The following is a 25,614-nucleotide window of genomic DNA, read 5'->3' as shown; positions in this document are numbered from 1 at the left end:
TCCCGCCCCGGCCGTCCGACTGCCCGGAGCGCCGAGTCCGTCGAGTCCGCTCGCCGGCGGTGACCCCGCCCCGAACGAATTCGACGGAGATTTTGCCGAAATCGTGCCCGATTGCGCTGATAGAACGGTATTCCATGAGAATCTCCGTCGAATTCGTTGGGGCGTCACGCAGCCGGAGGATCGGCCCTCCCTCGCCTAGCATTGAGCGGTGCCCACCGACCTCCGCCACTCCCCAGGGGCCCGGGTCGGCCTGTCGATCGCCGTGGCCACCGGGCTCTACGGCCTCTCGTTCGGCGCCCTCGCGGTCTCGTCGGGACTCGACGTCTGGCAGACGTCGGCGCTGAGCCTGCTCCTCTTCTCCGGGGGATCCCAGTTCGCCTTCATCGGGGTGATCGCCGGCGGCGGCAGCGGTGCGGCGGCCGCCGGCGCGGCGGCGCTCCTCGGCATCCGTAACGGGGTGTACGGGATGCAGCTGAATGCCCTGCTGCACCCTCGTGGCTGGCGCCGCTTCGCCGCCGCCCACGTCACCATCGACGAGTCACTCGCCACGAGCACCGGGCAGACCATGCTCCTCGAGCAGAAACGGGGGTTCTGGGTGGCCGGCCTGGGCATCTTCGTGCTCTGGAACGTGTTCACCCTGATCGGAGCGCTCGCGGGCGACGCCTTGGGTGACCCGAAGCAGTGGGGCCTCGACGGGGCAGCGGTCGCGGCGTTCCTCGGGCTGCTCTGGCCACGGCTGCGGTCGAGGGAGGCCGGGGCGATCGCCGTGGCCTGCGCCCTCGCCACCATGCTGGCCGTGCCGTTCGTGCCGCCGGGCGTGCCGATCCTGGTGGCGGCCGTCGTTGCCGGGGCCATCGGCTGGTTCGGGTTTCGGCACGGGCCCGACGGTGAGGGGCTCGAACCCGACTTGGACCCCTATCCCGCGCCGCAGGGCCGGCCCGGGCCGACGGATGCGCAGGCGACCCGATGAGCGTCTGGGTCTGGATCCTGGTGGCCTGCGCGGCGGCATTCGTCACGAAGCTGCTCGGCTATCTCGTGCCGCGGAAGTTGCTCGCCAACGCGCGCATCGCCCGCGTCGCCGGCACTCTGACGATCGGCCTGCTGGCCTCCCTGACGGTGGCGAACACCGTGGCCACCGGCCAGGAGCTGGTCGTCGACGCCCGGCTCGGCGCCCTCGTCGCCGCGGCGATCGCGCTCTGGCTCAAAGCCCCGTTCCTGGTGGTGGTCATCGTGGGCGCCGCCGCGGCCGCGGGACTGCGGCTCCTGGGTGCGGCCTAGGGTCGCTCACGCTCACCTGTTGCCCGTTCGGACAACTGTTGCCGGCACACCGGCAACGGATGTCCGATCCGGCAACGATTGCGGGCCGGGCCGGGCCGGGCCGCCGGTGGCGGTAGGGTTTTCGGAACGGCTAGCTGCCGACCACGTTTTTCAATGTTGAAGAAATGAGTGTGTGATGAGCGGAAAATACGAGCTCTACGCAGAACGATCCGGCGGATATCAGTTTCGGCTGAAGGCCAACAACGGCGAAGTGATCGCGACCTCCGAGAGCTACCATTCCAAGGCGGAGGCCCTCAAGGGCATCGAGGCGCTGAAGACCCACGTCAAGTCGCACGTGGTCGACATGACGGAACCGGACGCCTGAGCCGAGTTCGCGTCCGGCGTCGAACCAATTCGACGGAGATTCTCCTGGAAACAGGGTATTTCCACGGTTGTGAGCCCGTTTCGGGCAAAATCTCCGTCGAATTCGTTCGGGGCGGAGGTCTCGCTGTGCGACAACCGCCCGGAGCGCCTAGCCGGCCCTGAGCAGTTCGGCGGCGAGGTGCTCGCCGATCAGGAGCTGAGCAGCGAGCAGTTCCAGCGTGCGCTCACGACCGGGTGAGGTGGCCATGTCGGCGCCCGTGTGAGCGGAGGCGATCGGCTGCAGCATGACCTCGTCGACCCCGAACTGCGCCGCGAGGGCACGGATGCGCGCGGCTGCGGCGACGGGTTCGTCGATGATCCAGGCGGCCGTCATCCGTTCGACCATCTCGAGCAGCGCCGGGGCCATCGGCGCGGCGGCGGCCTCTTCGACCGTTGCGAGCGGGCCGAGCGGAAGGCCCGATCGCAGCCGCGCCATCTGCTGCATCTGAGGCAGCGCGAGGGCGAGGGCTTCGCCTCTGGTGTCGGCGACCGACACGTTCAGGGTGAGGATCGTGCGCGGCGCGTCGAGGGTCTCGCTGGGTGTGAACCCGCGGCGGTACAGCTCGAGGGCCGCCGTGGTGCCGTCGCCGGCGAAGTGGTTGGCGAACACGTAGGGCATGCCCTGCCGGGCGGCGAGCCGGGCCGAGTAGTCGCTGGAGCCGAGCAGCCAGATTTCGGGTATCCCCGTGGCGGCCGGTGTCGCGTGCAGGGTGTACTCCCGGCCGGAGGTGAGGCTGAGCGACGCCCCGTCGGGGTGTAACAGCGCCGCGATGTCGGCGATGTTGCGCGGGAACGCGTCGACCTCGCTGACGGCTCCGCTCGAGCGCAGCAGCGCGGTGATCATCGGGTCGCTGCCGGGCGCCCGGCCCAGTCCCAGGTCGATGCGGCCGGGGTACGCGGCCTCGAGGATGCCGAACTGCTCGGCGATCACCAGCGGTGAGTGGTTCGGCAGCATGACACCCCCGGCGCCGACCCGGATGCGTTCGGTCTGGGCCGCGAGGATGCCGATCAGCACGGGCGGGTTCGTCGACGCGACCGCCTGCATGTTGTGGTGCTCCGCCACCCAGTAGCGGGTGTAACCGAGCCGGTCCGCGCTCCGGGCGAGGTGCACGGCTGCCGCGATTGCGTGTGCGGAGCTCTGCGAGGTGCGGACGGGGATCAGATCGAGCACGGAGAGGCTCAGCGGGGAGGTAGACATCGTTGGTGGAAACCGCGCCGGGCCCGGGGATATTCCCGCATTCCGCACCCCCGGACAAACGAAACGGGCCGCCACCCGAAAGGTGACGACCCGTTTGTAAGAAGATCGCGGTGTCTTCGAAAAGTGCCTTAGCGGCGCAGTCCGAGGCTGCCGATCAGCGTGCGGTACCGAGTGATGTCGACATCCGACAGGTAACCGAGCAGACGACGGCGCTGACCAACCATGAGAAGCAGGCCACGACGCGAGTGGTGGTCGTGCTTGTGCTCTTTCAGGTGCTCCGTGAGGTCCAGGATGCGCTGCGTGAGCATTGCAATCTGAACTTCGGGGGACCCGGTGTCGCCTGGGTGGGTAGCGTACTTTTCGATGATCGCCTTCTTTGCATTAGCTTCGAGTGCCATAGATGGGATCCCCTTTCTCTCACTGCGCGGTGCCCGGGGCCGAATGCCTGGGCTCTCTTGATCCGCGGCCGTCAAACGGCAACCGTCCGAGTTTAGCAGAGTCCGGATGGTCAGAAGATGCGGGCGGCGATCTCGGCCGGGGCGGCGAGCAACCCCTCGATCTCGTCGTCGAGGCGCACCAGGGTGAGGGATGCTCCCGCCATGTCCAGCGAGGTGCAGTACTCGCCGACGTAGCTGCGGCCCACGGTGATCCCCCGCGCGGCGAGCTGCTCGTGCGCCCGCCCGAACAGAATGTAGAGCTCGCTGATCGGGGTGCCGCCGAGGCCGTTGATCATCAGGGCCACCCGATCCCCCGACACGTACGGCAGGTCACTCACGACCGCGTCGAGCATCTCGTCGGTCATTTCGTTCGCGGTGGTCAGCTTCGCGCGGCGCCGGCCCGGTTCACCATGGATGCCCACGCCCACCTCAATCTCATCCTCCCCCAGTTCGAACAGGGGCGATCCCTTCGAGGGCGGGGTGCAGGAGGTGAGCGCGATTCCCATGGTGCGGGTGACGCTGTCCACCTTCTCGCCGATCCGCACGCACTCCTCGAGGTCGGCGCCGGCCTCGGCCGCCGCCCCAACGGCCTTCATCACGAAGAAATTGCCCGCCACGCCGCGGCGCCCCACGGTGTAGGTGGAGTCCTGCACGGCGACGTCATCGTCGATGAACAGGGTCTTCACGGTGATGCCGTCGGCCTCGGCCATCTCCTGGGCCATCTCGAACGCCATCCGGTCGCCGGTGTAGTTGTTGACCAGCAGCAGCACCCCCTTCGGCGACGCCAGGAGTTTGGTGGTCTCGTAGACGTAGTCCATGGGCGGCGCGGCGAAGACGTCACCCGGGCACGCGGCATCCAGCATGCCCCGGCCCACCGTCATGACGTGCGCCGGCTCGTGGCCGGACCCGGATCCTTGGATGATCGAGACCCGATTCGGGCTGGGGCTGTCGGACCGCATGATCAGGTTGTACTCCGGCACGTAGCGCAGCGTGTCGGGGTTCGCGGCGGCGATGCCCTTGAGCATGTCGGGCACGAACTGCTTCGGGTCGTTGACGAATTTCTTCATGGTTCCCTCCTCCTGGTGCCGTTGATGGTTGTGAGTCAGAGGTCGTCGCGCGAGGACCATTCCCGGCTGAGACGCTCCAGGATGACCGCCACGGCGACCGCTCCGGGATCGGGCGAGCCGATGCTGCGTTCCCCGGTGTAGCTGGCCCGGCCGCGACGGGCCTGCAGCATGCTCGTGGCATCCGCGCTCAATCGTGCGACCACGGCGATCCTGGCGAGGATGGCCTCCGGGTCGCTGCCGGCGGCGACCTCGGCTTCGAGCGCATCCGTGGCCGGCACGAGGGCGTCAAGCAGGGTTTTGTCGCCGAGGTCGGCCTTGCCGCGGGCCTTGATCCCGTCGGCGGCGGCCCGGAGCATCGCCACCACGTCGGTGCCGCTCAGTTCCTCTTTGCCCGACACCGCCGCGGCCGAGCGCAGAAATGCGGTGCCCCAGAGGGGACCGGAGGTGCCGCCGATACGCCCGGAGATGACCAGCGCCACCTTCTTCAGGAAGGCCGAGGGGCTGGAGCGGTCGAAGCCGTCCCAGTCGGCGAGCACGATCTCGAACCCGCGGGCCAGGGAGAACCCAAAGTCGCCGTCACCGACGACGGCGTCGAGGTCCCCGAATTCCCGCTCGTTGTCGACGGCCGTGCGGGCAATACTGTGGACGACGAATTCGGTGTCGGACAGTGCTGAGCGGGTCATCGGTTCTCCAGATCGGGGGCAGTGAGATCGGGGGCAGTGAGGTCGGGGGCAGGAGTGGTCAGGATGGCGACGAAATCGGGCAGGTCGACGAAGAATTCCGGCTCCAGACCCAGCGTGTCGACGAGCGTCACGGTGGTGGGGCCGCCGGGGTCCCCCAGCGAGGACACCACCAGGGATGCCCCGGTGAAGTCCTCGTCCGCGGTGTAACCGCTGACCGTGATGACGGTGCGGAGCCCCGCGGCGAGCGCCGACCGGAGGCCGTTCGCGCTGTCTTCGACGACCACGGCGTCGGCGGGTCCGATCCCGAGTTCACGCAGGGCGTGCAGGTAGATGTCCGGGGCCGGCTTCTTCCGGTCGACGATGTCGCCGGCGAAGACTTGGAACTGCGCGGCCAACTCGGGCCCGACCGCGTGCGTGAGCACGGCGCGCACGGATTCCTCCGCCGAGGTCGAAGCCACGGCGAGGGTCCAGCCGGCAGCCTCGGCCTGGGCGACGAGGCGACGGATGCCCGGGCGGGCCGGCAGCGCGCCGCTCGCCACCCGCTCGGTGTAGATCGCGGTCTTTCGCCGGTGCCAGCGGGCGACGGCCTCGTCGAGGGCCACGGGGTCGCCCTGCGGCAGACCGAGCGCGGTCGCGACCTCCGGGGTGAGGATGCTGCGCATCCGTTCCTTGCCTCCCCCGGTCTTCACTCTCAGGGCATAATCGGAGTCGCTCCACTGCACGGGCACCGAGAATTCCTCGAAGGTCTGGTTGAACGCCGGCAGGTGGCCGTCGCGTTCGGTGTCGGCCAGTACGCCGTCGCAGTCGAAGATAATCGCCGGCATGTCCTCACGCCTTCCCCGCGCTGCCGAATCGCACGGCCAGGTCGCGGGTGAGTGCGACGACGTCGCCGCGCACCTGACCGAACAGCGACGGCGGGTCCCAGGTGTCCCGGGCCTCCGCCTCTTTCAGGAAGGCGAGGCTCGACTGCATGAACGTCATCTTCAGCGCGGTGGAGATGTTGACCTTGGCGCAGCCGCGCCCGATCAGGTCGGTGAACTGGGCCGGGCTGAGGCCGCTGCCGCCGTGCAGGGCGATTGGGATCGGGTGCGCGGCCACCAGATCGGTGACCCGGTCGAAGTCGAGCACCGGCTCACGCTTGTACACGCCGTGAGCGTTGCCGATCGCGGGAGCGAAGACATCCACCCCGGTGGCCTCGATGAACCGCAGCGAGATCTCCAGGCTCTGTCGCGCGGAGGGCGCCTCCGAGCCGATCCCGTCTTCCACCCCGGTGATCGACTCGATCTCGCCCTCCACATGCGCGCCGAAACCGCGAGCCTCGGCGACGACCTCGATGGTCTGCCGCTGGTTCTCCGCCACGGGCAGAACGGAGGCGTCGAAGAGCACCGAGTTCCAACCCTGGCGCAGGCATTCGGTGATCACGGCCCGGTCGGGACAGTGGTCGAGGTGCAGCACCACGGGCACCTCGATGCCGGCGGTCATCGCCTCCCACGTGGCGAACAGCACCCTCGACCCGATGGTCTTCACGGTTTTGACGGATGTCTGCACGATCACCGGGGAGCGCGCCTCGACCGCCCCCGCGAGAACGGCCTCCATGGTCAAGTCGTTCACGACATTGATCGCGGGCACGCCGTAACGTTCGGCGAATGCCCGGTCGACGACGGACTTCAGCGTTGAGATCGCCACCTGTGCCTCCCCGGTCAGATGCCGCTCATCGTAGGCTGGCGGCCCGACGCCGACAATGCCCGAAGCCGACAACCCGACGCCGACAACCCGACGCCGACACTGGGTTTCGGCCTACGCGGTCTGCGCCGGCTTCGCGGGCTGGGACGGACTCACGGGTGTCGGCCGGTGCCGGAGGGAGAACTTCTCCCGCTGGGTGATCGACTGGTCCGGCCCATCCCAGACCTTGATCATCGCCCAGCCCACGGCCACGATCGGCACGGCGAGCACAGCCCCGGCGATGCCGCCGAGGATGGTGCCCCCGGTCAACGCGACGAGGATCACGAGCGGATGCAGCCTCAACGATCCCGCCATCACCACAGGGTTGAGCAGATCGCCCTCGAGCTGGTTGACCACGATCACGATGGCCACGACGATCAGCGCCACGAGCGGCCCGTTGGCCACCAGCGCCACGAGGGCAGCCAGGATGCCCGCGATGGTCGCCCCGATCAGGGGGATGAACGCGGTCAGGAACACGATCACGGCCAGCGGCAGCGCCAGCGGAACCTGTAGGACGGCCAGCCCGATTCCGATCAGAACGGCGTCGAACAGGGCGATGATCGCCGTTCCCCGCACGTACTGGCCGAGGACCACCGGGGTGGCGTCGCCGATCCGGTGCGCGCGCTCGAGGTTCTCACCGTGCAGGAAACGCAGGAAGAAGGTCCAGATCTGGCCGCCGTCCTTCAGGAAGAAGAACAGGATCACCAGCACGAGCAGGGCTCCGGTGACCAGTTCCACCGCGGCGGACACACCGGCGAGCGCGCCCGTGCCGAATTGCGCGCTCGTGACGAAGCCCACGACCGCATCACGCACCGCGTTGAACTGCTCCGAGTCCAACGCGATCGGCCCCTCGACCAGCAGCCCCTGCAGTTCATCGAGCCCGTCGCCGGCTGCCGCCACCAGTTCACCCCACTGGTTGCGCACCGCGACGACGATGAGCGTGATGATGCCACCGAGGATGAGCGCCCCTGCCAGCAGGGTGATCCAGGTCGCGAGGATCCTCGGGAGGCCGCGCTTGCGCAGCCAGCCGACCAGCGGTGCCAGCGCCGACGCCAGGATGAGCGCCACGAGGACGGGGATCACCACAAGCTTCACCTGCACCAGCGCGTAGACGGCGCCGGCGGCCAGCACGACCACGACGATGATCTGGGCAGAGCGGATGGCCCACCGGCCCAGCCGGCTGGTCAGCAGGGTCTGCAGGGACGGGTGCGAGGGGTCGTCGGTGCGCATGCTGCCACCATAGGCACCTGTGCCACCCGGGTAAACGGCTGCCCGGCCGAGAGCCTCCCGACTGATTGGGGGGCGGCACCCCCCGGCCCGGCGTCGGACCACTTCGACGGAGATTCGCCGGCGGCCTCGACGCCGTCACCTTCACCAGCGCGCCGACCGTGGCGGCACTGTTCGGCGCCTTCAGAGACACCGTCGTGGCCGCGGCGGTGGGTCCGGTGACGGCGGCCCCACTCGTGGCCCCCGGCATCCGCCCGCTCACGCCGGAAGGCTACCGATGGGTTATCGCATCGACGTCCGAGGCGTCTCAGGTTCGGCAGGTTCGGCCGGCGCAGCCTGAATCGGCTCGCCCTGAATCGGCCCGGACAGCTCCACCTGAGCGCCATCGTCCGACTCCGCACGGGCGTGCTCCACCGGATGCTTGCGACGCCAGAGCTTCCAGCGGCGTTGCTCCCCCTCGGAGAGGGCAGCGGTGATCCGCTCGTCCATCTGGTCGCCGAAGTGGTCGTCGAAATTCTCTTCCAGGTGGTCGGTCACGTTCTTCCGGATCCGCCGGGACAGTTCGTCCCGGCGTTGACGGCGTTCGAGGCGAACCAGCACCTGATGCTCCTCCTGGAACGCCTTGTAGGTGGCGACGCACATGCCGATCATCACCACGCTGACCGGGATGGCGGTCAGGATGGCTCCGGTCTGCAGCGCCGCGAGCCCGCCGGCCAGCAGCAACGCGATCGCGACGAGTCCGCTGAGACCCGCCCAGAGGATGCGGCTCCACTTGGGCGGGTTGGTGTCGCCGCCGGAAGCGAGCATATCGATGACGAGCGACCCGGAGTCGGCCGAGGTGATGAAGAAGATGGCCACCACGATCACGGCGAGCACCGAGAGCACGCCGCCGAAGGGCAGTCCGGAGAGGAAGTCGAAGAGCACGTTCTCGGCGATGATGCCGACTGCCGGGTCGAACAGTCCGCCGCCGTCGCCGCCGAAGGCCTGCTTGATGGCGCTGCCGCCCATGACCGCGAACCAGGCGAAGGTCACCAGGGTCGGCACCAGCAGAACGCCGGCCACGAACTCGCGCACCGTGCGCCCGCGGGAGATCCGGGCGATGAAGACGCCGACGAACGGCGCCCACGAAATCCACCAGCCCCAGTAGAAGACGGTCCAGGCACCCTGCCAGTCGAGGCCGGTCTGGCCGGTGAAGGAACCGGCATCGAACGTGAGTCCGACGACGCCCTGCAGATAGCCGCCGATCGATTCGACGAACACGCGAAACAGGTAGAGCGTGGGGCCGAGGAGCAGCACCGCGACCAGGAGGAGCCCGGCCATGCCGAGGTTGATGTTCGAGAGCCACTTGATGCCCCGGCCCACGCCACTGACGACGGAGGCGGTGGCGATCGCCGTGATGATAACGATGAGCACGACGAGCAGGGTATTGTCGACCGCGCCGACGACGCCCAAGTGGCGCAGGCCTGCCGCGATCTGCTTGACGCCCAGGCCGAGGGACGTGGCCACGCCGAAGAGCGTGCCGACGATCGCGATCACGTCGATGGCATCGCCGAGGCGCCCGCGCACTCGGTCGCCGAGGAGCGGTTCCAGGGCCCAGCGGATGGAGACGGGGCGTCCCTTGCGGTGGATGGCGTAGGCCAGCGACAGTCCGACGACGGCGTAGATGGCCCAGGCGTGGAAACCCCAGTGCAGGAACGTCTGCGACATGGCCGCGGCGGCGAGCTCCTGGCTGCTGCCCGTGACGCCGGGCTTGGGGTTGGTGAAGTGGGTGAGTGGCTCGGCCGTGCCCCAGAAGACGAGGCCGATGCCCATGCCGGCGGCGAAGAGCATCGAGAACCACGACATCAGCCCGAACTCGGGCACGTCGTCGTCCTGGCCGAGCTTGATGTCACCGAATCGACTCATGCCCATCCAGGTGGCGAAGACCACGAACGCGGCGACGATCAAGATGTAATACGGGCCCAGGCCGGCCACGACCCAGCCCTGCAGCAGGGCAAGGGTGTCGCCCGTGCCGGTGGGGAAGACGATGGCAACCACGACGACGAGCAGGATGATGATCAGGGCCGGGAAGAAGACCCGCGGGGCAGGCACAAGCCTGCCGCGGACACGGTGGCGGGAATCGTCCGGGGTTCGATCGTCGGGGCGGCTTGGTGAGGAGAGTGGTGTCACGAAGTGCTTTCTGGATCGGGAGCATGGACCGTCGCCATCAGGGTCGTGCGGGCGCGGAGCGGAGGTCGTGTCAGCACCTCGTCGACGAGGCCTGCAGCGGGGCCGGGCCCGGTTCCAGAGCGGAAGGGGATGCCGGTGCGAATCGTCCATTCTAGCTCATCTTCGCCGACTGTGCGATGCCGGTACTCCTCTGCCTGCTGGTCAGGCCTCGCCGGCTCCGGCGTGCCCTTGGATCACAGCGGCCGCCTGCTGCAGGACGGTCTCCGTTCCGGCGTAGATTCCCTCCGCGCGTGGCCAGTGGCTGATCACGTCGGTGAAGCCGAGTTCGGCCGCTCGGCCGACGGCATCCTCGAAGGCTCCGATGCTCTGCAGGGAGTAGCCGCCACCGCTGTCGAGCGAGAGGTACCGGTCGATGGTGGCCGGGTCGCGGCCCGCGGCGAACGCCGTGTCCTCGAGCCGGCGCGTCAGGCCGGCCACCGTTGCCCACCAGTCCGCGCCCACGGCGCCGTCCGCTCCCGTCGTCACCCAACCGGCCCCGAACGTCGTGACCAGGCGCAGCCCCTTGGGCCCATTTGCGGCGATGACGAACGGAACCCGCGGCTCCTGGGCCGGCGTGCCGACCATACGCGCGCCGACCGCGGTCGCCCACTCCCCCGCAAAGCTGATGCCGCCGCTGCCCGGTTGCTCGTGGCGCAGCAGCCGGTCGAGGGCCGAGACGAAGGCGGCGAAGCGCTCGGACCGCTGCCTCGGGGAGTAGTCGGGCTGTCCGAGCACGGAGGCGTCGAACCCGGTGCCGCCCGAGCCGACCCCGAGCAGAAACCGCCCGCCGGCGATGTCGTCGAGGGTGGCGATCTCCTTGGCGAAGGTCACCGGATGCCGGAAGTTCGGTGACGAAACGAAGGTACCCAGTCGGATCCGGGAGGTGACGACCGCCGCGGCGGTCAGAGTCGGGATGGTCGCGTGCCAGGGCTGGTCGGCCAGCGACCGCCAGGACAGGTGGTCATAGGTCCAGGCGTGGTCGAAGCCGAGCCGCTCCGCGCCCTGCCAGCGGCGGCGGGCCTGGGGCCACGAGTCTTGCGGGAGGATGACGATTCCGAAGCGCATGCTGAGAGTCTACGAAAGGCCCGTCGCCGGCACCTTTTCGCCCGGCCTGAGCAGTGCTATTAATGGTGCTCGACCGGCGTTCGTTCCCCCTCGGGCAGCCGGTCAACGGCTGTACACCAGACCCCCGTGGCGGCACCCGGCCCACGTTCCGGATGCCGCCGCGGGCCTCCCCCACTCGGGTTCCCGGTGCCGGCCCGCGGCCCGGTCGGGGGTTTTCTGTGGTGCAGGTGCGCGTCAGGTGCCACACTCGACCCATGACAGGCTCATCGCACGGCTTCTCCCGGTGCACGATCGTGCCGCCGTACCTGCTGGTGCGGCTGGCCCGGGTCGACGATCCCCGGCTCGCGGCTGCGGCCGAGGCAGCCAGACGCTCCCTGATGCGGGACGTGCCGATCCGGGAACTGCGCGCGGCGGCGCATCCGTCACCACCGTCGGCTGCCCGCCCGGGTGTGCGCGGCGGGGCGCCGCCGGTGCGCGGTCGGCTCGACCGGGCCGTGTCGGATGCCGGTGGCCTGGAGCGCCTGCCGGGCCGGCTGGTCCGCCGCGAGGGCCAGCCCGAGGGGGCCGACCCTGCCGTGAACGAGGCCTGGGCGGGGCTCGGAGACACCCATTCCCTGTTCTGGAACGCGTTCGAACGCGACTCGATCGACGACCGCGGGCTGACGCTGGAGGCAACCGTGCACTACGGCCGCAACTACGACAACGCGTTCTGGGACGGCGAGCGCATGGTGTTCGGCGATGGCGACGGCCAGGTCTTCAACCGCTTCACCTCGTCGCTGACGGTGATCGGGCACGAACTCACCCACGGGGTGACCCAGTTCACCGCCAACCTCGCCTACGAGGGGCAGTCGGGCGCGATCAACGAATCTCTGTCAGACGTGTTCGGCTCCCTGGTGGAGCAGCGGTCGTTGGGCCAGTCCGCCGCCGAGGCCGGCTGGCTGATCGGCGAGGGACTCTTCACCGACCAGGTGCAGGGGGTCGCGCTGCGCTCGCTGAAGGCTCCGGGCACCGCCTACAACGACGACGTGCTCGGCAAGGACCCGCAACCCGCCGACATGGCCGGCTACATCGAAACCGAGGACGACAACGGCGGGGTGCACCTGAACTCCGGCATTCCGAACCGGGCGTTCTACCTCGTGGCCACCGCTCTCGGCGGTAACGCCTGGGAAACGGCCGGCCAGATCTGGTTCGACACCCTCACCTCGGGCACGCTCGGCCGCACCGTGGACTTCGCCGGGTTCGCCCGGGCGACCTCCCGGGCCGCGGTCACGCGCCACGGAGCCGGGTCCCGCGAACACGAGGCCGTGATCGCCGGCTGGAGCGCCGTCGGCCTCGGCGGCGGGCTCGGCGCCGGCTCCCGGGCCTGGTCCGACATCGCGGCGGGGACCGGGACCGCCTCCGGCCACGTCGCCGTCGATCCTGTGCCCCGGCCGGAGTAGCATCGGCCTCATGAAGGTCGTCGTCTCGCGCAGCGGTGGCTTCGCCGGCATCCGCACCACCTGGGAGGTGCAGGTGGACGAACAACCCGACCGGTCCACCTGGGCGGAAATGCTCTCCGGGCTCCCCTGGGACGAGGTGTCCGAGACCGCACCGCAGCCGGACCGGTACGTATACCGCATCCGCTGCGCACCCCACGAGGTCGTGCTCGGCGAACAGCAGGTCCATGGGCCGTGGCAGGAACTTATTGACCGGGTCAGAGGCGTGAACGAGGGCCACTGACCCGTATTCCGTCGTGTGCGGCTGAGAATCCCCTGTTAGAGTGTCCCTAATAAGGGGGCCTCCATCGCAAATCTGCCGGCTGTTAAATCTTCACGTACATTCTTTCACTCGACGGCACTGAACCGTTCGATTGTCCTGGCCCTCGGCCTCCTCCTTTCAGCCTTCGTCCTGACCGCGTCGCCTCTGGTTGCGGCTTCTGCCGCTCCGGTCGACGGCACCGTCGATCAGTGCAACGATGTTGCCGGCGTCGGCGGCGGAACCGGCGCCGTCGAATGCAGCGTCACGGTCGACAACTATCTCAATCTGGCCACCGGCGCGACCAGTTCGACCACGAGCACCATCGTCAGCGTTCACGCGGCGAACACCGAGGTACAGCCCCCCGCAGCGACGGTCGTGAACTCTTCCAAGCTAATCCGCACGATCACCCAGTGCAACGGCTCGATCAACGTCGGAGGCGGCAACACCATCTGCACGGTGACCGTGAACAACCACATCACCGGCGCGACCACGGCATCCCCGGCCACGGTCAACCAATGCGTCGGATCCGGAGCCAGCACGGAACTTGACTGCGTGCCCCTCCAGAACACCACCGACGCGACCGTCACCCAGTGCAATAACGCCGGCAACGGCGGCGGCGCCGATGTGCTCTGCCGGGTGAATCCCTCGGCAACGGTGACGACCGAGGTTCCCATCACCGTTAACCAGTGCAACTACTCCAGCAACGGTGGCGGCTCGACCGTGGAGTGCGCGACCGAGCTCAACACGATCGCGCTTGCGGCCGAGGTCACGCCGACAGAGACACCCACACCGACGGCAACCCCGACCCCCACCGAGACGGCACTGCCGGCTGCCGCTGACACGGTGACGGCCGCTCCCGAGCTCGCCGCGACCGGCGTCGACTCGGCTCCCTTGCTGGTCTCCGTGGCCGTCGGCACCCTGCTCCTCGGACTCGGCGCGCTCCTCGCGCTGCGACGCACCGTGGTGCGCCCGGCCCATCGGGACTGATCCGGCTCGCTGATCCGGCCGAAAACGCGCCCACCGCCCCTCGGGGAACGGTGGGCGCGTTTTTCGTACCGCCGCCTGCTCGCGCCGCACCGGACCGCGTGGGACTATGGGTCATGGAAACCAACGACCTGTATCCGGTTCAGAACCTCACCGAGGACGAATGCTGGGATCTCCTGATCTCGTCCAGTTTCGGGCGGCTCGCGATGAGCATTTCCAATGAGCCGGACATCTACCCGGTGAACTTCGTCTCCGCAGACGGGCGTCTCGTTTTCCGCACCGCCGAGGGCACGAAGCTCCTCGAGCTCACGGTGAACAACCGCGTCGCCTTCGAGATCGACGGCATCGGCCGCAGCGAGGCATGGAGCGTCGTGGTGCGAGGCGAGGCCCGGGTTCTCGACAAGCAGGCCGAAATCGAGGCCGCGGACCAGCTGCCTCTACGCCCGCTGATCCCGACCCTGAAGTACATCTACGTCGAGATCACGCCGAAAAAGCTCACCGGCCGACGGTTCCAGCTCGGCCCGGAACCTGACCGGTACTAGCAGAATGACTCACGCACCGGACTCCCGCGTCGTCTTGATCACGGGGACCTCCTCCGGCATCGGACTCCATGCCGCCGTCGCCGCCGCACGGGCCGGGCACACGGTGGTGGCCACCATGCGCAAACCTCGAGGGTGCCCGGGCCCTGGCCCTGCGGGACGCGACCGCCGACGCGGAGGTGAGCCTCGACATCCGTCGCCTGGACGTGACTGAGCCTCAGGCTGCAACGGATGCCGTGGCCGGCTGATCACCGTGTCCAGCGCGGGCGGGGTCGTCGGACAGCCCTTCAACGAGGCGTATTGCGCGGCGAAGTTCGCGGTAGAGGGGTTCATGGAAAGCCTCGCCCCGGTCGCCGCCACGGTCGGCGTGTCGGTGACTGTGGTCGAGACCGGCGCGGTGGCCTCCTCATGCGTCGCCAATGTCGGCCGGGACCTCAGCCGGTCCGGCCCGGCGAATGACCCGTACGCCGCCGCATTGGAGGCCTACCTGGCCCGGGCGGCGTCGTCGTTCGACGCGGCGCAGTCGGCCCGGAGCGCCGGCGAGGTCATCGCTGCCCTGCTCGACGGCGACCGGCCCCCGTTCCGGGTGCAGACCTCGGACGCGGCGCGCCGGTTCGTGGCGGTCAAGCTCGCCGATCTCGACGGGGCGGACAGCCGCGGGAGCAAGGTCAGCCGCGGGAGCAAGGTCAGCCGCGAGGGCAAGGTCAGCCGCGAGGGCAGGGTCAGCCGCGAGGGCAGGGTCAGGCGAGGGAGTCGGCGGACAGGCTGATCAGGCGGAGGAGCGCGTCGCCGTAGGCATCCGCGGGGTCGGCGGCGTCGAAGCATTCCGGCGCACCGAACAGGTCGACCGTGACCCGGTAGCTGTTCTCGCCCTGCCGGGTGAGCGACCGGAACGTGCTCCTCAGCAGGTCGCGCAGCTGGTCCTCCCGCGGCAACCAGAGGGCATCCTCGAGGGCCAGCGAATCCAGGGCCCACTCGGTGGTGCCGTTGAAGCCGAGGATCGTTCCCGTGTCGAACTCGTGCGGCTCGATCGTCATGTCGCTGACGGTGAACACGTCGCTCTCGAACCCGGAGCGCTCGATGCGGAAGGCGTCACCGGAGGTCGGTCGCCAGTACAACCCGGCCTCGGCCAGGGCCCGTGCATTATCGATTGAGATCATGTTCCGACTCCGCCCACTAGCGTTGTGAAGAGAACTATATTCCAGGAGGACCGGCGTGACGCGAACGGTGAACCTGACGGTGCATGTGAAGCCCGGCAGCCGCAAGGGACCGCTCGTCACCGTGGACGAGCCGGGCCAGGCGCCGGGCGACGCTATGCCCCATGCCCCGACGGATGCCCCGCTCACCGTGTTCCTGCAGCAGCGGGCTGTCGAAGGGGCCGCCAACGATGCGCTGGTGAAGCTGCTGGCCAAGCACTTCGGAGTGTCCACGAGTGCGGTGACCATCGTGCGCGGTCACGCCTCCCGGATCAAGCACGTGCGAATCGAAGACGATTCGTAGCGAACGGCGACCCGCGTGGCGACTCGCACGTGCCTCGTCGATGCGGGTTTCTAGCGGGTGCCGAGCAGGTCGATCACAAAGATCAGGGTCTGGCCGGAGAGCTGGTGTCCTCCGCCGGCCGGTCCGTAGGCCAGGTGCGGCGGGACGACCAGCTTGCGGCGTCCGCCAACCTTCATGCCGGGGATGCCCTGCTGCCAGCCGGCGATGAGCTGGCCCAGCGGGAAGTTGATCGATTGCCCGCGGCTCCAGGAGGAGTCGAATTCGTCTCCGGTGTCGTAGGCGACGCCGAGGTAGTGCACGTTGACGGTGGCGCCGGGGGTTGCCTCGGCACCCTCGCCCACCACGATGTCGGTGACGGTCAGTTCGGTGGGCGCGGGGCCCTCGGGCGCGTCGAGTTCGGGCTTGGTATTCAGATCAGTCATAGCTCTATCCAATCGGATTGCGCGCTCCCCCGCACGCCGAAAATTCCTCCGTGCGCGAACGCCTTCCCTCTTGCGCGAACGCGGGTGCCGGGCGCACTATGTTCTGAGAACTCGTCGCCCCGGGAGAGTTGTCGGCACTGCCACACCACCGGGACGGCGAGTCCCTGTTCCTCAGGGCGTTGCTCGTCAGGGCGTTGCTCGTCAGGGCCTTGCTCGCGGAGGCATCGGCGTTCGCCGGGAACACGGCATCAGGTGATCACGCCGGCACGGTCACGCTGGATCAGCCCCAGCAGCTCCGACTCGTCGGCACGGTCGACGTTCGCGGCCGTTCCGTTCAGCATGCGTTGGCGCGCGAAGGCGAGACGGGTGGAGTTGTGGATGAAGTCACGCATCGCCCGTTTACGGGCCGGCGGCTGCCGCGACGCCCAAGCGCGGGCCTGGCTGCGGCCGTCGCGGGTGGCGAGCATGCCCACCTCGGCCAGGCTGAACCAGCCGGCGGCGGCATACTCGCGCAGCCGGAGCACGGTGACGCGTTCCTCCTGGCGCCGCAGCAGCACGACAACCACGATCGCGGCGAGGAATAGGGGAACCTGCACGGCGAGGTAGTACGACACCAGCGATTCGCTCTCGACCAGGAAGAACGCGCCGTTCCAGACGAAGTGCAGGAAGATCGCAGAGGCGAATCCAAGCAGGATCGTGGCGAGGGCCGCGACGGGCCGAAACCGAACAGCCAGCCCGCAGGCGATGCCGATGCAGGCGGTGAACATGACATGGGCGAAGGGAGACAGCACCCCGCGCACCAGGAACGTGAAACCCAGGTTCTCGGCGCCGCCCTCCATCATTGCCACGCCGAAATACTGGATGTTCTCGGTGAAGGCGAAACCGGCAGCGATCGTCGCGGCATAGACCACGCCGTCGACCGGGCCGTCGAACCGGCGGCGCAGCACCCAGAAGAGCAGCAGCACCCCGGCTCCCTTGGCGGCCTCCTCGACGAGGGGCGCCTGGAAGACGGCGGCGGCGAACCCGTCATCCGTTTCGCTGAATCCGGTGCCGGCGCGGGCCAACTGCACGCCCAGGTCGAAGAGCAGCGCGGTCACGACGGAGACGCCGGCGCCCCAGAGGAACGCGAACCAGAGCGCGGGGCGCGGCTCCGGCTCCCACCGGTCGATCCAGCGCACCGCGAGCAGGATGCCGATCAGCGGGATGAGCGCCAGGATGAGGCCGACCAGCAGCGTGCCGGCCCCGAGGAAGGTGGCCAGGTAGACGAACACCAGCAGCAGGCTCGCACCCCCGAAGACGAGGCCGGCGACCGCGAGCGTGACGATGCCCGCCCGGGTGCGGCGCACCGGCGCGGTCCAGACGGGCTGCACCGGCTGGGCCGCCGGCCGCACGGCGGCGGCTGGGGCCGTCGGCCGGGATCCGTCCGGACGAGGGTGCGGGGCGGCGGCGTGCGCCGGGGTCGGCTCGTAGGTCATGCCCAACAGACTAGCGGCGTGCTCAGGACCCGAACATCGTGCCCGGGTTGAGGATGCCCAGCGGGTCGAACACCGCCTTGATCCGACGCTGAAGGGCCAGGCCGGGGTCGCCGAGTTCCTCGGCCAGCCAGCGCCGCTTGAGCACGCCGACCCCGTGCTCACCGGTGAGGGTGCCGCCGAGTTCGAGCGCGGCGCGGAAGAGCTCTCCGGCCGCCAACCAGACCTGTTCGGGTACGACCGGCTCCGCGCTGACCCGGGACGGATCGAACGGGATCAGGAAGTTGGGGTGCAGGTTGCCGTCACCGGCATGGGCCACCGTGGGGATGAGCAGCCCCGTGCGGGTGCTGATCTCGGCGATCCGCTCGAACATCTCGGCCAGCCGGGACCGAGGCACGCAGACATCCTCGATCAGCACGTCGCCGTGGGCGGCCAGCGCGGGGTGCGCGGCCCGCCGCACGGCCAGCAGGCGGTCGGCGGACTCGGCGTCAGTGGACACACGCACCTCCCCACCCGCGGCCCGCAGCACGGCCACGGCCTGGTCCGCCTCGGCCGGGCTCGCCGGGCCATCCGTCTGCACCAGTAGGAACGCGCCCCCGGCCGGCACTCCCGGGGAGAGGTCCGGTCCGAGGTGCGCCACGATCAGGGCCAGGGCCACCGGGTCGATGAGTTCCATCACGGCCGGGCGCAGCCGGGCCGCCGTGACGAGAGCGGATGCCGCGGCCGCCTGGGCCACGTCGGGGAACGTCGCGCCGATCGTGACCGTCTCTCCCAGCGTGATGGCGCGCGCCCGCACGGTGGCCCGGACGATGACGCCGAGGGTGCCCTCCGAGCCGGTGAGCAGCGCGGTCAGGTCGTAGCCGGTGACACCCTTCACGGTGCGGTGCCCGGTCTCCAGCAGGCTCCCGTCGGCTAGGACCACCGTCAGCGCCAGCACCGCCTCCCGGGTGACGCCATACTTCGTGCAGAGCAGTCCGCCCGCGTTCGTGGCGATGTTGCCGCCGACCGTGGAGATCGCCCGGCTCGCCGGGTCAGGCGCGAACCAGAGCCCGTGCGCGGAGAGGGCCAGGTTGAGGTCGCCGTTCAGCACGCCCGGCTCGACCACGGCCAGTTCGTCCTCCGGCCGGATCTCGAGGATGCGGTTCATCCGTGAGGTGCTGAGCACGATGGCCCCGTCGGAGCCGCACGCTCCCCCGGCCAGGCCCGTTCCGGCGCCCCGGGTGATGACCGGCACCCGGAACTCGGTCGCGATGCGCAGTGTGGCCTGCACCTCGGCGACGGATGCCGCGTACACCACGGCCAGCGGCATGCCCGGGGCCACCCAGCCCGACTTGTCGGCCCGAACAGCCGCCAGCCGGTGCGGATCGACACTGACGTGGGTGCCGAGTTCAGCCTGCAGGCGCTCCAGTGCGGTCATGCGCCCAGAGTACCGGGCCGGGTGCCGCGCGAAGTGCCGCGCCGGCGGGCAGGCCGAGCCCCGGAGCGGCGACGGCGATGGCCGATTCCGGCTGGTGCACCCGGGCCCCGGGTGACAGGCTGAACCGGTGACCATCCTTCCTGCCGGCCCCGATCCGGTCTTCGCCGAGCGCTTCCGGGCCGTGTCCTCCCGCGACGCCCGCTTCGACGGGCTGTTCATCACGGGTGTGCACTCCACCGGCATCTACTGCCGCCCCAGCTGCCCGGCGGCGACACCGAAGCCGGCGAATGTGTCGTTCTACCTGACCAGCGCGGCCGCGCACGAAGCCGGGCTGCGGGCGTGCAAGCGCTGCCTACCCGACGCCGTGCCCGGGTCGCCGGACTGGGACATCCGTGACGACCTCGCCGCCCGGGCCATGCGCCTGATCAGCGACGGGACGGTCGAGCGGGCGGGGGTGCCCGGCCTGGCCCGCCGCCTCGGCTACAGCGAACGGCACCTGACCCGCGTGCTCGTGACCGAGCTCGGCGCCGGCCCGCTCGCGCTCGCCCGGGCGCACCGCGCGGAGACCGCCCGGGTGCTGCTCACCGGCACGGATGTCCCGATCACCGACGTCGCGTTCGCCGCCGGTTTCGGCAGCGTGCGCCAGTTCAACGACACCATTGCCGCCGTCTACGATCGCACCCCCACAGAGCTGCGCCGCGCCCGGCCCTCGGGTGCACACACCGGAACCGATCCCGTCGGAACCGATCCCATCGGTCGCGAGAGCGCACAATCTGTCCCCTCGGGGACGGGGATCGACCTGCAGTTGCCGGCGCGGGCGCCATTCGACGGGGTAGGGGTGTTGCGGTTCCTCGCCGCGCGCGGCCTCGCGGGGGTGGAACAGGCGACGGATGCCCGCTACGCGCGCACACTGCGCCTGCCTGCCGGCCCCGCGACGGTGGAACTGACCCTATCCGGAACGGCGGCCGCTCCATCAGTCGCCTGCCGCGCCCGCCTGACCAGCCTCGCCGACCTCGCGCCGCTCGTCAGCCGGGTGCGCCGACTGCTCGACCTGGACGCGGACTCCCGGGCGATCGACCTGGCGCTCGGGCGGGACCCGGCCCTCGCAGCCGGTATCGCGGCCACCCCCGGTATGCGGGTGCCGGGCAGCATGGACCCCGAGGAAACGCTGTTCCGTGCGCTGATCGGCCAGCAGGTCTCGGTGGCCTCCGCCCGCACGGCACTCACCCGGCTGGCCGCGGCCCTCGGCGACGAACTCGTCCCGGGTTCAGACGGCGACGACGCCAAAAACCGCGGCGGCGGCGACGGCCAGGGCCACGGAGCCACCGGGCCCGGCCCGACGGCGGCTCCCCTGACCCGGCTGTTCCCCACCGCCCAGCGAATCGCGGCCGAGGGGCGCGGCGTGCTACGTGGCCCGGCCGCGCGCATCGATGCGATCATCGGTGTGGCGGAGGCGCTCTGCTCCGGCGATCTGGTGCTGTCCTATGGGCAGACCCGGGAAGAGCTCGAGACCCGCCTCACCGCCCTGGCCGGAATCGGACCGTGGACGGCCGGCTACGTTGCCCTGCGCGTGCTGGGTAGCCCGGACATCTTGCTGACCAGCGACCTGGCCCTGCGGCAGGGCGCCGGGCGGCTCGGCCTCCCAGCCGAGGCCCGGCAACTCGCCCGCCACGGCGCCGCCTGGGCGCCGTGGCGCAGCTACGCCGGCATGCACCTCTGGCGTGCGGCAGGCGCCACGGCGACCCCCGCGCAGCGAGACCCCTCTTCGGGCAGATAGCCTGAACAGGTGAAATTCGCCCACCTCAGAGTTGAAGGTCAATCCACTCCGCGTCTCGCCGCTGTCTTCGACGACGCAGCCCTGTTCCTCGACGAGATCATGGACGATGCCCCCCGCGATCTGCAGGACCTGATCGAGAAGGGCTCCGACGAGTACGACCGGGTGCGCGCCCTGAGTCAGAACGCCGCCGGGCAGGGAGCCACGCTCACCCCGCTCGCCGAGCTGCGCTACTCGTCGGCCGTGCTGCGCCCGCCGCAGATCATCGCGATCGGCGCCAACTACGCCGCCCACTCCGCTGAGCTGAAGCTGCGCATCGAATCGGCGGCGACCGTATTCTCGCTCTGGCCCAACTCGCTCACCGGGCACGAGTCCACGATCACCTGGCCGACCGATCTGACCGGCCAGGTCGACTACGAGGCCGAACTCGGCGTGATCATCGGCAAGGCCGCCCACCACGTGTCGGTGGCTGACGCCCTCGACCACGTATTCGGCTACACGGTCGTCAACGACATCACGGCTCGCGACCTGCAGTTCTCCGAGGCGCAGTGGTCGCGCTGCAAGTCCTTCGACGGTTTCACGCCCACCGGGCCGGTCGTCATCACGGCCGACCAGATCGCCGACCCGCAGGACCTGTGGCTGACCACCCACGTCGACGGCCGGATCCTGCAGGATGCCTCGAGCGGCGACATGGTGCGCTCGGTCGCCGAGCTGATCTCCTTCCTCTCCAGCACCTCGACCCTGCTGCCGGGCACGCTCATCTCCACCGGCAGCCCGGGCGGCGCCGGCTATAGCCGCAAGCCGCCGGTCTTCCTGCGCGACGGCTCGACCGTGACGATCACCATCGACAAGATCGGCTTCCTCACCACGCACTGCCGCGCGATCTGACCGTGGCCGCAACACGTCTGACCGTGGCCGCAACACGGAAGTACATGACCACGGCCGCGCCCGGACGAGGAGGCAGGCAGCCATGACGACGATCTCCGTCGTGATCCCCTGCTACAACGACGCGGCCTTCCTGGAAAAGTGCCTCGCGGCTCTGGCCCGGCAGCACCGCGCGCCCGACGAGGTGATTGTCGTCGACAACGCGAGCACGGATGCCTCGGCCGAGATCGCTCTCTCCGGCGGCGCCCGGGTCGTGCGGGCACCCCAGCGGGGGATCTGGCCGGCGGCGGCGACCGGCTACGACGCGGCATCCGGTGACGTGATCGCCCGTCTCGACGCCGACTCCGTGCCGCCGGCCGACTGGCTGGCCCGGATCGAGTCCGCCCTGGCGGAGTCCCCCCAGACGGACATGGTCACCGGCCCCGGTGACTTCTACGACTGCAGCCCCCTTGTGGCCTGGCTGGGCGGCACCTTCTACATCGGCGGCTACTTCTTCTGGACGCGGTTCTGGCTGGGCCACCGCCCGGTCTTCGGGTCGAATTTCGCCATGCGTCGGGCAGTCTGGCTGGACGCGCGCCTCCGGGTGCACCGCGACCGCGATGACATCCACGACGACCTCGACCTGAGCCTGAACCTGAGCCCCTCGGTGCGCGTGCGATACGACCCCACGCTGCGGGTCGCGATCTCCGGCCGGCCGTTCGATTCCTGGAGCGCCTTCGCCCGCCGGGCGCGATGGGGCGGCCGCACATTCCTGTTGGACTGGCCCGCGGACAACCCCTGGCGCCGGCACGCCACCCGGTCCGCGATGCGGCTCCACCGGGCCGGGATCACACTATTCCAGCACTCTCGGATCGGGCGGTGACTCTGCCCCGGGCGCTTCACACCGCGCGGTAGAGCGCGAGCAGATCGCGTGCCAGCTGGTTCGGGGTGGTCTCGCACGGGCTGTGGCCGGTGCGGTACACCCGGATGTCGGCACCGATCCGGCGGGCGAACCTCCGGTGCAGTTCAACGGGCCAGACGTCTCGGTCGCCGACGGCGACGAGGCACGGGATCGGGGTGCGCCGGAGTACAGCCCGCAGGTCGGGCATCCGTTTCATCAGCCCGACGATCTCGTCGACGCTGCGCCGGCTCGTGAGCCCGAACCGGAGCCGGACGAGCGCGAGCCGGCCAGGGGGCATCCGGTTCAGGTTCCCGATGATGCCCCAGATGATCAGCTCCGCGATCCGCCTCGGCGGGAGCACCTGGCTCAGCGGGCCGATCCACCGCACCCGCCGGAACGCCTGGCCCGGCTGCGGCGGCACCCCCAGCAGGACCAGGCTGGCGAACAGTTCGGGACGTTCGGCGAGCGCCAGCTCGGCGACGATCCCGGCGAACGAGTAGCCGAGCACGTGCGTTGGAGTGCTCCCTGCCTCGAGGAACGCGATCAGGTCGGCCACGAACAGGGCGTAGTCCCAGGGCGCGGTTCCGTCGGGGCCGGCCGCGTGCGACTGGTATTGCCCGGCCAGGTCGTGGCTCTGCACGAAGTAACCGGCGTCGGCCAGCAGCGGGGCCAGCAGCACGAAATCCTCCTTGGAGCCGGTGGCTCCGGGCACCAGCACGATTCTCGGGGCGGCCGGGTCGCCCAACTCGAAAGCGGCGAGGTACCCGCTCGGCGCCGCGAACCGGAAGGCGCGGCTGCCGGCGGGCAGCACGGTCCAATCCCGGTCGGGCAGGGCGCGGTCACGCGACACCGCCTCATCGGCCGGTGCGGACCCCGGCCGCCGCCGGGAACGGCGCTCCCAGACGCTCATGGGGTCAGAGTAGCGCCGCCCCCCGAACGAATTCGACGGAGATTGTGCCGAAATCGGCCCCAAACTCTCTGGGATAGCCGTTTCTCGAGAGAATCTCCGTCGAATTCGTTCACGACCGGGCGGGGCGCTCCGCCGGCTACGACGCGGGCTGGTCGTCCCGGCCGTCGAGGGCGAGCAGCTGCTCCTCCACTTTGCCGCCGTAACCCTCCTTCTGCGGGTCGCCGTGCAGGCCGCCGGACACCGCGTACTCCTCCTCCGGCGAAAGCACGAGGCGCTTGCGGCCGTAGAGCGCGAAGATCAGCAGCATGACCACGTAGACCACGGCGATGGCCGCGATGGCCGGGCGGGCCGGCTCGTTGATGAAGAACCCGAAGAAGATCGCCAGCGAGAGGATGCCCGCGATCACCGCCCCGGGGACGCCCCACGGGCTGCGGTAGGGCCGGTTCGCGTTCGGGTACTTCTTGCGCAGCACGACGAACGAGATCATCTGCAGGATGTAGGCGATCACGGCGCCCCAGACGGCGATGTTCAGCACGATCGCGCCGGCCACGCCGCCGGCGCCGCCGAGCGCGTCGACGAGGATCAGGGCCACGAAGCCGATCAGGGCACCCACGAGCAGCGCCACCGCCGGAGTCTGGCGGCGGCCGGTCAGGGAGAGGAACTTCGGGTAGTAGCCCGCCCGCGACAGGGAGTACATGTTGCGCCCGTAGGCGAACATGATGCCCTGCAGGGAGGCCAGCAGCCCGACCAGGGCGAACAGGGCCAGCACCGCGGCGGCCTCGTCGCCGACCATCGCCCGGAAGCCGTCGAGCAGAGGCTCACCGGCGGTCGCGATGTTCGACGCCCCGACGATCCCGGTGTTGAGCACCAGCACCAGGATTCCGGTGACGATGAGCGTCGAACGGGCGATCAAGCCGGCCCGCGGGATGTCCCGCACCGGGTCGTGTGCCTCCTCCGCGGCCAGCGGCAGCTCCTCGATGCCGAGGAAGAACCACATGGCGTAGGGCAGGGCGAACAGGATCGGCACCACGCCGTACGGCAGGAACTCGGACTGGCCGGCCTCCGGGGCGATATCGAACAGGTTGTCTACGCTGAAGAGGCCGGAGAAGGCCGCCATCACGGAGAACACCAGCAGGATGCCGATGGAGATGATCGAGACCACGATCGCGAACCGGAACGAGATCGCGGCGCCGGCCGCGTTCAGGCCGATGAACGCGGCGTAGAGGATGGCCCACCACACCCACGCGGGCAGGGAGACTCCGAGCAACTCACTCGTGATGCCGTCGGCGTAGGACGCCGAGAAGTAGACGATCACCGCGGTGGTCGCGACATACTCGATGGTCTCGGCCAGCCCGGTGACGAAACCGCCCCAGGGTCCGAGCGCCGCGCGGGCGAAGGAGTAGGCCCCACCCGTGTGCGGCATGGCCGAGGCCATCTCCCCGATCGCGAAGATCATGCCGTAATACATGACGATGAGGAGGGCGAAGGCGATCAGCATCCCGCCGAATCCGGCGAAATCGATGCCGAAGTTCCAGCCCGAGAAATCGCCCGAGATGACCGCGGCGACGGCGAGACCCCACAGGCCCCAAATCCCGGCGCTGCGCCGGAGCCTGCGTTTCTCGAAGTAGCCGGCCTCTGCCGTCGTGTAGGTCACGCCCGAGACGTTCAAGGTGTCTTTGGACATCCTGGATTCCTTTGCGCTCTGGTTGCGCGTCTCGGCGAGCGAGCGGCAACTCCGGGAGTTTTCGTTGGCATGACTATAGGGCTCCAATGGTGGCGTGTACATACCTTTGCATACCCGATTCTC

At 69.6% G+C, this 25,614-nt stretch carries 28 protein-coding genes and 1 pseudogene; 14 read left to right on the top strand and 15 right to left on the bottom strand.

Annotation, left to right across the window (positions count from 1 at the left end; translation table 11 throughout):
- Positions 1–208 precede the first annotated feature (208 nt).
- The 3 genes from E3O67_RS00960 to E3O67_RS00950 all read left to right on the top strand — a co-directional run bounded on the left by E3O67_RS00960 (position 209) and on the right by E3O67_RS00950 (position 1,642).
- A complete protein-coding gene (locus tag E3O67_RS00960) occupies positions 209–970 on the top strand; it encodes an AzlC family ABC transporter permease (protein WP_135101471.1) in 762 nt (253 codons plus the stop codon).
- The gene (locus tag E3O67_RS00955) at positions 967–1,278 is read left to right on the top strand and encodes an AzlD domain-containing protein (RefSeq protein ID WP_134427034.1); all 312 of its coding nucleotides are present in this window, start codon (positions 967–969) and stop codon (positions 1,276–1,278) included. Before E3O67_RS00960 ends, E3O67_RS00955 begins: the two co-directional genes overlap by 4 nt.
- 175 nt (positions 1,279–1,453) lie before the next feature.
- The gene (locus tag E3O67_RS00950) at positions 1,454–1,642 is read left to right on the top strand and encodes a DUF1508 domain-containing protein (protein WP_134427036.1); all 189 of its coding nucleotides are present in this window, start codon (positions 1,454–1,456) and stop codon (positions 1,640–1,642) included.
- Between the two features lie 147 nt (positions 1,643–1,789).
- Here the strand turns inward: E3O67_RS00950 and E3O67_RS00945 are convergent, their stop codons facing one another.
- From E3O67_RS00945 to E3O67_RS00915, 7 genes are all read right to left on the bottom strand, one after another.
- A complete protein-coding gene (locus tag E3O67_RS00945) occupies positions 1,790–2,878 on the bottom strand; it encodes an LLM class flavin-dependent oxidoreductase (protein ID WP_135101469.1) in 1,089 nt (362 codons plus the stop codon).
- Between the two features lie 128 nt (positions 2,879–3,006).
- On the bottom strand, positions 3,007–3,276 hold the full coding sequence (gene rpsO / locus E3O67_RS00940; protein ID WP_104101100.1) for a 30S ribosomal protein S15: 270 nt from the start codon (positions 3,274–3,276) through the stop codon (positions 3,007–3,009).
- A 110-nt stretch (positions 3,277–3,386) separates the two neighbouring features.
- A complete protein-coding gene (gene dhaK / locus E3O67_RS00935) occupies positions 3,387–4,382 on the bottom strand; it encodes a dihydroxyacetone kinase subunit DhaK (RefSeq protein ID WP_134427040.1) in 996 nt (331 codons plus the stop codon).
- 35 nt (positions 4,383–4,417) lie between these two features.
- On the bottom strand, positions 4,418–5,065 hold the full coding sequence (gene dhaL, locus E3O67_RS00930; protein ID WP_134427042.1) for a dihydroxyacetone kinase subunit DhaL: 648 nt from the start codon (positions 5,063–5,065) through the stop codon (positions 4,418–4,420).
- On the bottom strand, positions 5,062–5,889 hold the full coding sequence (locus E3O67_RS00925) for an HAD-IA family hydrolase (protein ID WP_135101467.1): 828 nt from the start codon (positions 5,887–5,889) through the stop codon (positions 5,062–5,064). Before E3O67_RS00925 ends, dhaL begins: the two co-directional genes overlap by 4 nt.
- Positions 5,890–5,893: 4 nt before the next feature.
- Positions 5,894–6,751 (bottom strand): class II fructose-bisphosphate aldolase, encoded by an 858-nt coding sequence (locus E3O67_RS00920; protein WP_134427046.1) that lies wholly within the window; start codon positions 6,749–6,751, stop codon positions 5,894–5,896.
- 111 nt (positions 6,752–6,862) lie between these two features.
- Positions 6,863–8,017 (bottom strand): AI-2E family transporter, encoded by a 1,155-nt coding sequence (locus tag E3O67_RS00915; RefSeq protein WP_134427048.1) that lies wholly within the window; start codon positions 8,015–8,017, stop codon positions 6,863–6,865.
- A gap of 158 nt (positions 8,018–8,175) precedes the next feature.
- Between E3O67_RS00915 and E3O67_RS17690 the strand changes: the two are divergent.
- A pseudogene (locus E3O67_RS17690) lies at positions 8,176–8,229 on the top strand (hypothetical protein); the annotation flags it as partial.
- Between the two features lie 67 nt (positions 8,230–8,296).
- On the opposite strand, the gene E3O67_RS00905 reads toward E3O67_RS17690, so the two are convergent.
- A complete protein-coding gene (locus tag E3O67_RS00905; protein WP_241981901.1) occupies positions 8,297–10,183 on the bottom strand; it encodes a BCCT family transporter in 1,887 nt (628 codons plus the stop codon).
- Positions 10,184–10,384: 201 nt separating this feature from the next.
- A complete protein-coding gene (locus E3O67_RS00900; protein WP_134427050.1) occupies positions 10,385–11,287 on the bottom strand; it encodes an LLM class flavin-dependent oxidoreductase in 903 nt (300 codons plus the stop codon).
- A gap of 254 nt (positions 11,288–11,541) precedes the next feature.
- Between E3O67_RS00900 and E3O67_RS00895 the strand changes: the two genes are divergently transcribed.
- The 6 genes from E3O67_RS00895 to E3O67_RS00875 all read left to right on the top strand — a co-directional run bounded on the left by E3O67_RS00895 (position 11,542) and on the right by E3O67_RS00875 (position 15,316).
- A complete protein-coding gene (locus tag E3O67_RS00895; protein ID WP_135101461.1) occupies positions 11,542–12,726 on the top strand; it encodes a M4 family metallopeptidase in 1,185 nt (394 codons plus the stop codon).
- 10 nt (positions 12,727–12,736) lie between these two features.
- Complete coding sequence (locus tag E3O67_RS00890; protein WP_134427054.1) at positions 12,737–13,006, top strand: protealysin inhibitor emfourin; 270 nt, start codon at positions 12,737–12,739, stop codon at positions 13,004–13,006.
- A 393-nt stretch (positions 13,007–13,399) separates the two neighbouring features.
- Positions 13,400–14,011 (top strand): hypothetical protein, encoded by a 612-nt coding sequence (locus tag E3O67_RS00885; protein ID WP_135101459.1) that lies wholly within the window; start codon positions 13,400–13,402, stop codon positions 14,009–14,011.
- Positions 14,012–14,124: 113 nt separating this feature from the next.
- Entirely contained in the window at positions 14,125–14,550 is a 426-nt protein-coding gene (locus tag E3O67_RS00880; RefSeq protein WP_134427058.1) for a pyridoxamine 5'-phosphate oxidase family protein, read from the top strand.
- A gap of 68 nt (positions 14,551–14,618) precedes the next feature.
- Positions 14,619–14,795 (top strand): hypothetical protein, encoded by a 177-nt coding sequence (locus tag E3O67_RS17285; protein ID WP_166786883.1) that lies wholly within the window; start codon positions 14,619–14,621, stop codon positions 14,793–14,795.
- A gap of 5 nt (positions 14,796–14,800) precedes the next feature.
- The gene (locus E3O67_RS00875; protein ID WP_241981899.1) at positions 14,801–15,316 is read left to right on the top strand and encodes an SDR family NAD(P)-dependent oxidoreductase; all 516 of its coding nucleotides are present in this window, start codon (positions 14,801–14,803) and stop codon (positions 15,314–15,316) included.
- On the opposite strand, the gene E3O67_RS00870 is transcribed toward E3O67_RS00875, so the two are convergent.
- Positions 15,288–15,707 carry a hypothetical protein gene (locus tag E3O67_RS00870; RefSeq protein ID WP_135101457.1) on the bottom strand — a complete coding sequence of 140 codons (420 nt, stop codon included), beginning with the start codon at positions 15,705–15,707 and terminating at the stop codon, positions 15,288–15,290. The genes E3O67_RS00875 and E3O67_RS00870 overlap by 29 nt on opposite strands.
- A 55-nt stretch (positions 15,708–15,762) precedes the next feature.
- Between E3O67_RS00870 and E3O67_RS00865 the strand changes: the two genes are divergently transcribed.
- The gene (locus tag E3O67_RS00865) at positions 15,763–16,047 is read left to right on the top strand and encodes a DUF167 domain-containing protein (RefSeq protein WP_241981898.1); all 285 of its coding nucleotides are present in this window, start codon (positions 15,763–15,765) and stop codon (positions 16,045–16,047) included.
- 50 nt (positions 16,048–16,097) lie between these two features.
- Here E3O67_RS00865 and E3O67_RS00860 read toward each other — a convergent pair whose 3' ends face one another.
- The 3 genes from E3O67_RS00860 to E3O67_RS00850 all read right to left on the bottom strand — a co-directional run bounded on the left by E3O67_RS00860 (position 16,098) and on the right by E3O67_RS00850 (position 19,358).
- On the bottom strand, positions 16,098–16,469 hold the full coding sequence (locus E3O67_RS00860) for an FKBP-type peptidyl-prolyl cis-trans isomerase (protein ID WP_134427062.1): 372 nt from the start codon (positions 16,467–16,469) through the stop codon (positions 16,098–16,100).
- A 248-nt stretch (positions 16,470–16,717) separates the two neighbouring features.
- The gene (locus tag E3O67_RS00855; RefSeq protein WP_135101455.1) at positions 16,718–17,944 is read right to left on the bottom strand and encodes a PrsW family intramembrane metalloprotease; all 1,227 of its coding nucleotides are present in this window, start codon (positions 17,942–17,944) and stop codon (positions 16,718–16,720) included.
- 22 nt (positions 17,945–17,966) lie between these two features.
- A complete protein-coding gene (locus E3O67_RS00850) occupies positions 17,967–19,358 on the bottom strand; it encodes an FAD-binding oxidoreductase (RefSeq protein ID WP_135101453.1) in 1,392 nt (463 codons plus the stop codon).
- A 127-nt stretch (positions 19,359–19,485) separates the two neighbouring features.
- Here E3O67_RS00850 and E3O67_RS00845 point away from each other — a divergent pair, with 127 nt between their 5' ends.
- The 3 genes from E3O67_RS00845 (at position 19,486) to E3O67_RS00835 (ending at position 22,879) form a co-directional block, all read left to right on the top strand.
- A complete protein-coding gene (locus tag E3O67_RS00845) occupies positions 19,486–21,135 on the top strand; it encodes a DNA-3-methyladenine glycosylase 2 family protein (protein WP_135101451.1) in 1,650 nt (549 codons plus the stop codon).
- A gap of 9 nt (positions 21,136–21,144) precedes the next feature.
- Complete coding sequence (locus E3O67_RS00840; RefSeq protein WP_241979111.1) at positions 21,145–22,020, top strand: fumarylacetoacetate hydrolase family protein; 876 nt, start codon at positions 21,145–21,147, stop codon at positions 22,018–22,020.
- Between the two features lie 82 nt (positions 22,021–22,102).
- Positions 22,103–22,879 (top strand): glycosyltransferase family 2 protein, encoded by a 777-nt coding sequence (locus tag E3O67_RS00835; protein WP_134427070.1) that lies wholly within the window; start codon positions 22,103–22,105, stop codon positions 22,877–22,879.
- Positions 22,880–22,895: 16 nt separating this feature from the next.
- On the opposite strand, the gene E3O67_RS00830 is transcribed toward E3O67_RS00835, so the two are convergent.
- The gene (locus E3O67_RS00830) at positions 22,896–23,807 is read right to left on the bottom strand and encodes an alpha/beta fold hydrolase (protein WP_135101449.1); all 912 of its coding nucleotides are present in this window, start codon (positions 23,805–23,807) and stop codon (positions 22,896–22,898) included.
- A 136-nt stretch (positions 23,808–23,943) separates the two neighbouring features.
- On the bottom strand, positions 23,944–25,491 hold the full coding sequence (locus E3O67_RS00825) for an amino acid permease (protein WP_134427073.1): 1,548 nt from the start codon (positions 25,489–25,491) through the stop codon (positions 23,944–23,946).
- Between the last annotated feature and the right edge of the window lie 123 nt (positions 25,492–25,614).

It is taken from the genome of Cryobacterium sp. TMT3-29-2, from assembly GCF_004564305.1.
Lineage (GTDB): Bacteria > Actinomycetota > Actinomycetes > Actinomycetales > Microbacteriaceae > Cryobacterium > Cryobacterium sinapicolor.
This window is presented reverse-complemented; position numbering and strand designations above follow the sequence as displayed.

Coding starts and splice junctions, on each gene's coding strand:
- E3O67_RS00955 (WP_134427034.1), top strand. CDS start 967: ATGAGCGTCTGGGTCTGGATCCTGGTGGCCTGCGCGGCGGCATTCGTC.
- E3O67_RS00950 (WP_134427036.1), top strand. CDS start 1,454: ATGAGCGGAAAATACGAGCTCTACGCAGAACGATCCGGCGGATATCAG.
- E3O67_RS00945 (WP_135101469.1), bottom strand. CDS start 2,878: ATGTCTACCTCCCCGCTGAGCCTCTCCGTGCTCGATCTGATCCCCGTC.
- rpsO (WP_104101100.1), bottom strand. CDS start 3,276: ATGGCACTCGAAGCTAATGCAAAGAAGGCGATCATCGAAAAGTACGCT.
- dhaK (WP_134427040.1), bottom strand. CDS start 4,382: ATGAAGAAATTCGTCAACGACCCGAAGCAGTTCGTGCCCGACATGCTC.
- dhaL (WP_134427042.1), bottom strand. CDS start 5,065: ATGACCCGCTCAGCACTGTCCGACACCGAATTCGTCGTCCACAGTATT.
- E3O67_RS00925 (WP_135101467.1), bottom strand. CDS start 5,889: ATGCCGGCGATTATCTTCGACTGCGACGGCGTACTGGCCGACACCGAA.
- E3O67_RS00915 (WP_134427048.1), bottom strand. CDS start 8,017: ATGCGCACCGACGACCCCTCGCACCCGTCCCTGCAGACCCTGCTGACC.
- E3O67_RS00900 (WP_134427050.1), bottom strand. CDS start 11,287: ATGCGCTTCGGAATCGTCATCCTCCCGCAAGACTCGTGGCCCCAGGCC.
- E3O67_RS00895 (WP_135101461.1), top strand. CDS start 11,542: ATGACAGGCTCATCGCACGGCTTCTCCCGGTGCACGATCGTGCCGCCG.
- E3O67_RS00890 (WP_134427054.1), top strand. CDS start 12,737: ATGAAGGTCGTCGTCTCGCGCAGCGGTGGCTTCGCCGGCATCCGCACC.
- E3O67_RS00880 (WP_134427058.1), top strand. CDS start 14,125: ATGGAAACCAACGACCTGTATCCGGTTCAGAACCTCACCGAGGACGAA.
- E3O67_RS17285 (WP_166786883.1), top strand. CDS start 14,619: ATGCCGCCGTCGCCGCCGCACGGGCCGGGCACACGGTGGTGGCCACCA.
- E3O67_RS00870 (WP_135101457.1), bottom strand. CDS start 15,707: ATGATCTCAATCGATAATGCACGGGCCCTGGCCGAGGCCGGGTTGTAC.
- E3O67_RS00860 (WP_134427062.1), bottom strand. CDS start 16,469: ATGACTGATCTGAATACCAAGCCCGAACTCGACGCGCCCGAGGGCCCC.
- E3O67_RS00855 (WP_135101455.1), bottom strand. CDS start 17,944: ATGACCTACGAGCCGACCCCGGCGCACGCCGCCGCCCCGCACCCTCGT.
- E3O67_RS00850 (WP_135101453.1), bottom strand. CDS start 19,358: ATGACCGCACTGGAGCGCCTGCAGGCTGAACTCGGCACCCACGTCAGT.
- E3O67_RS00835 (WP_134427070.1), top strand. CDS start 22,103: ATGACGACGATCTCCGTCGTGATCCCCTGCTACAACGACGCGGCCTTC.
- E3O67_RS00830 (WP_135101449.1), bottom strand. CDS start 23,807: ATGAGCGTCTGGGAGCGCCGTTCCCGGCGGCGGCCGGGGTCCGCACCG.
- E3O67_RS00825 (WP_134427073.1), bottom strand. CDS start 25,491: ATGTCCAAAGACACCTTGAACGTCTCGGGCGTGACCTACACGACGGCA.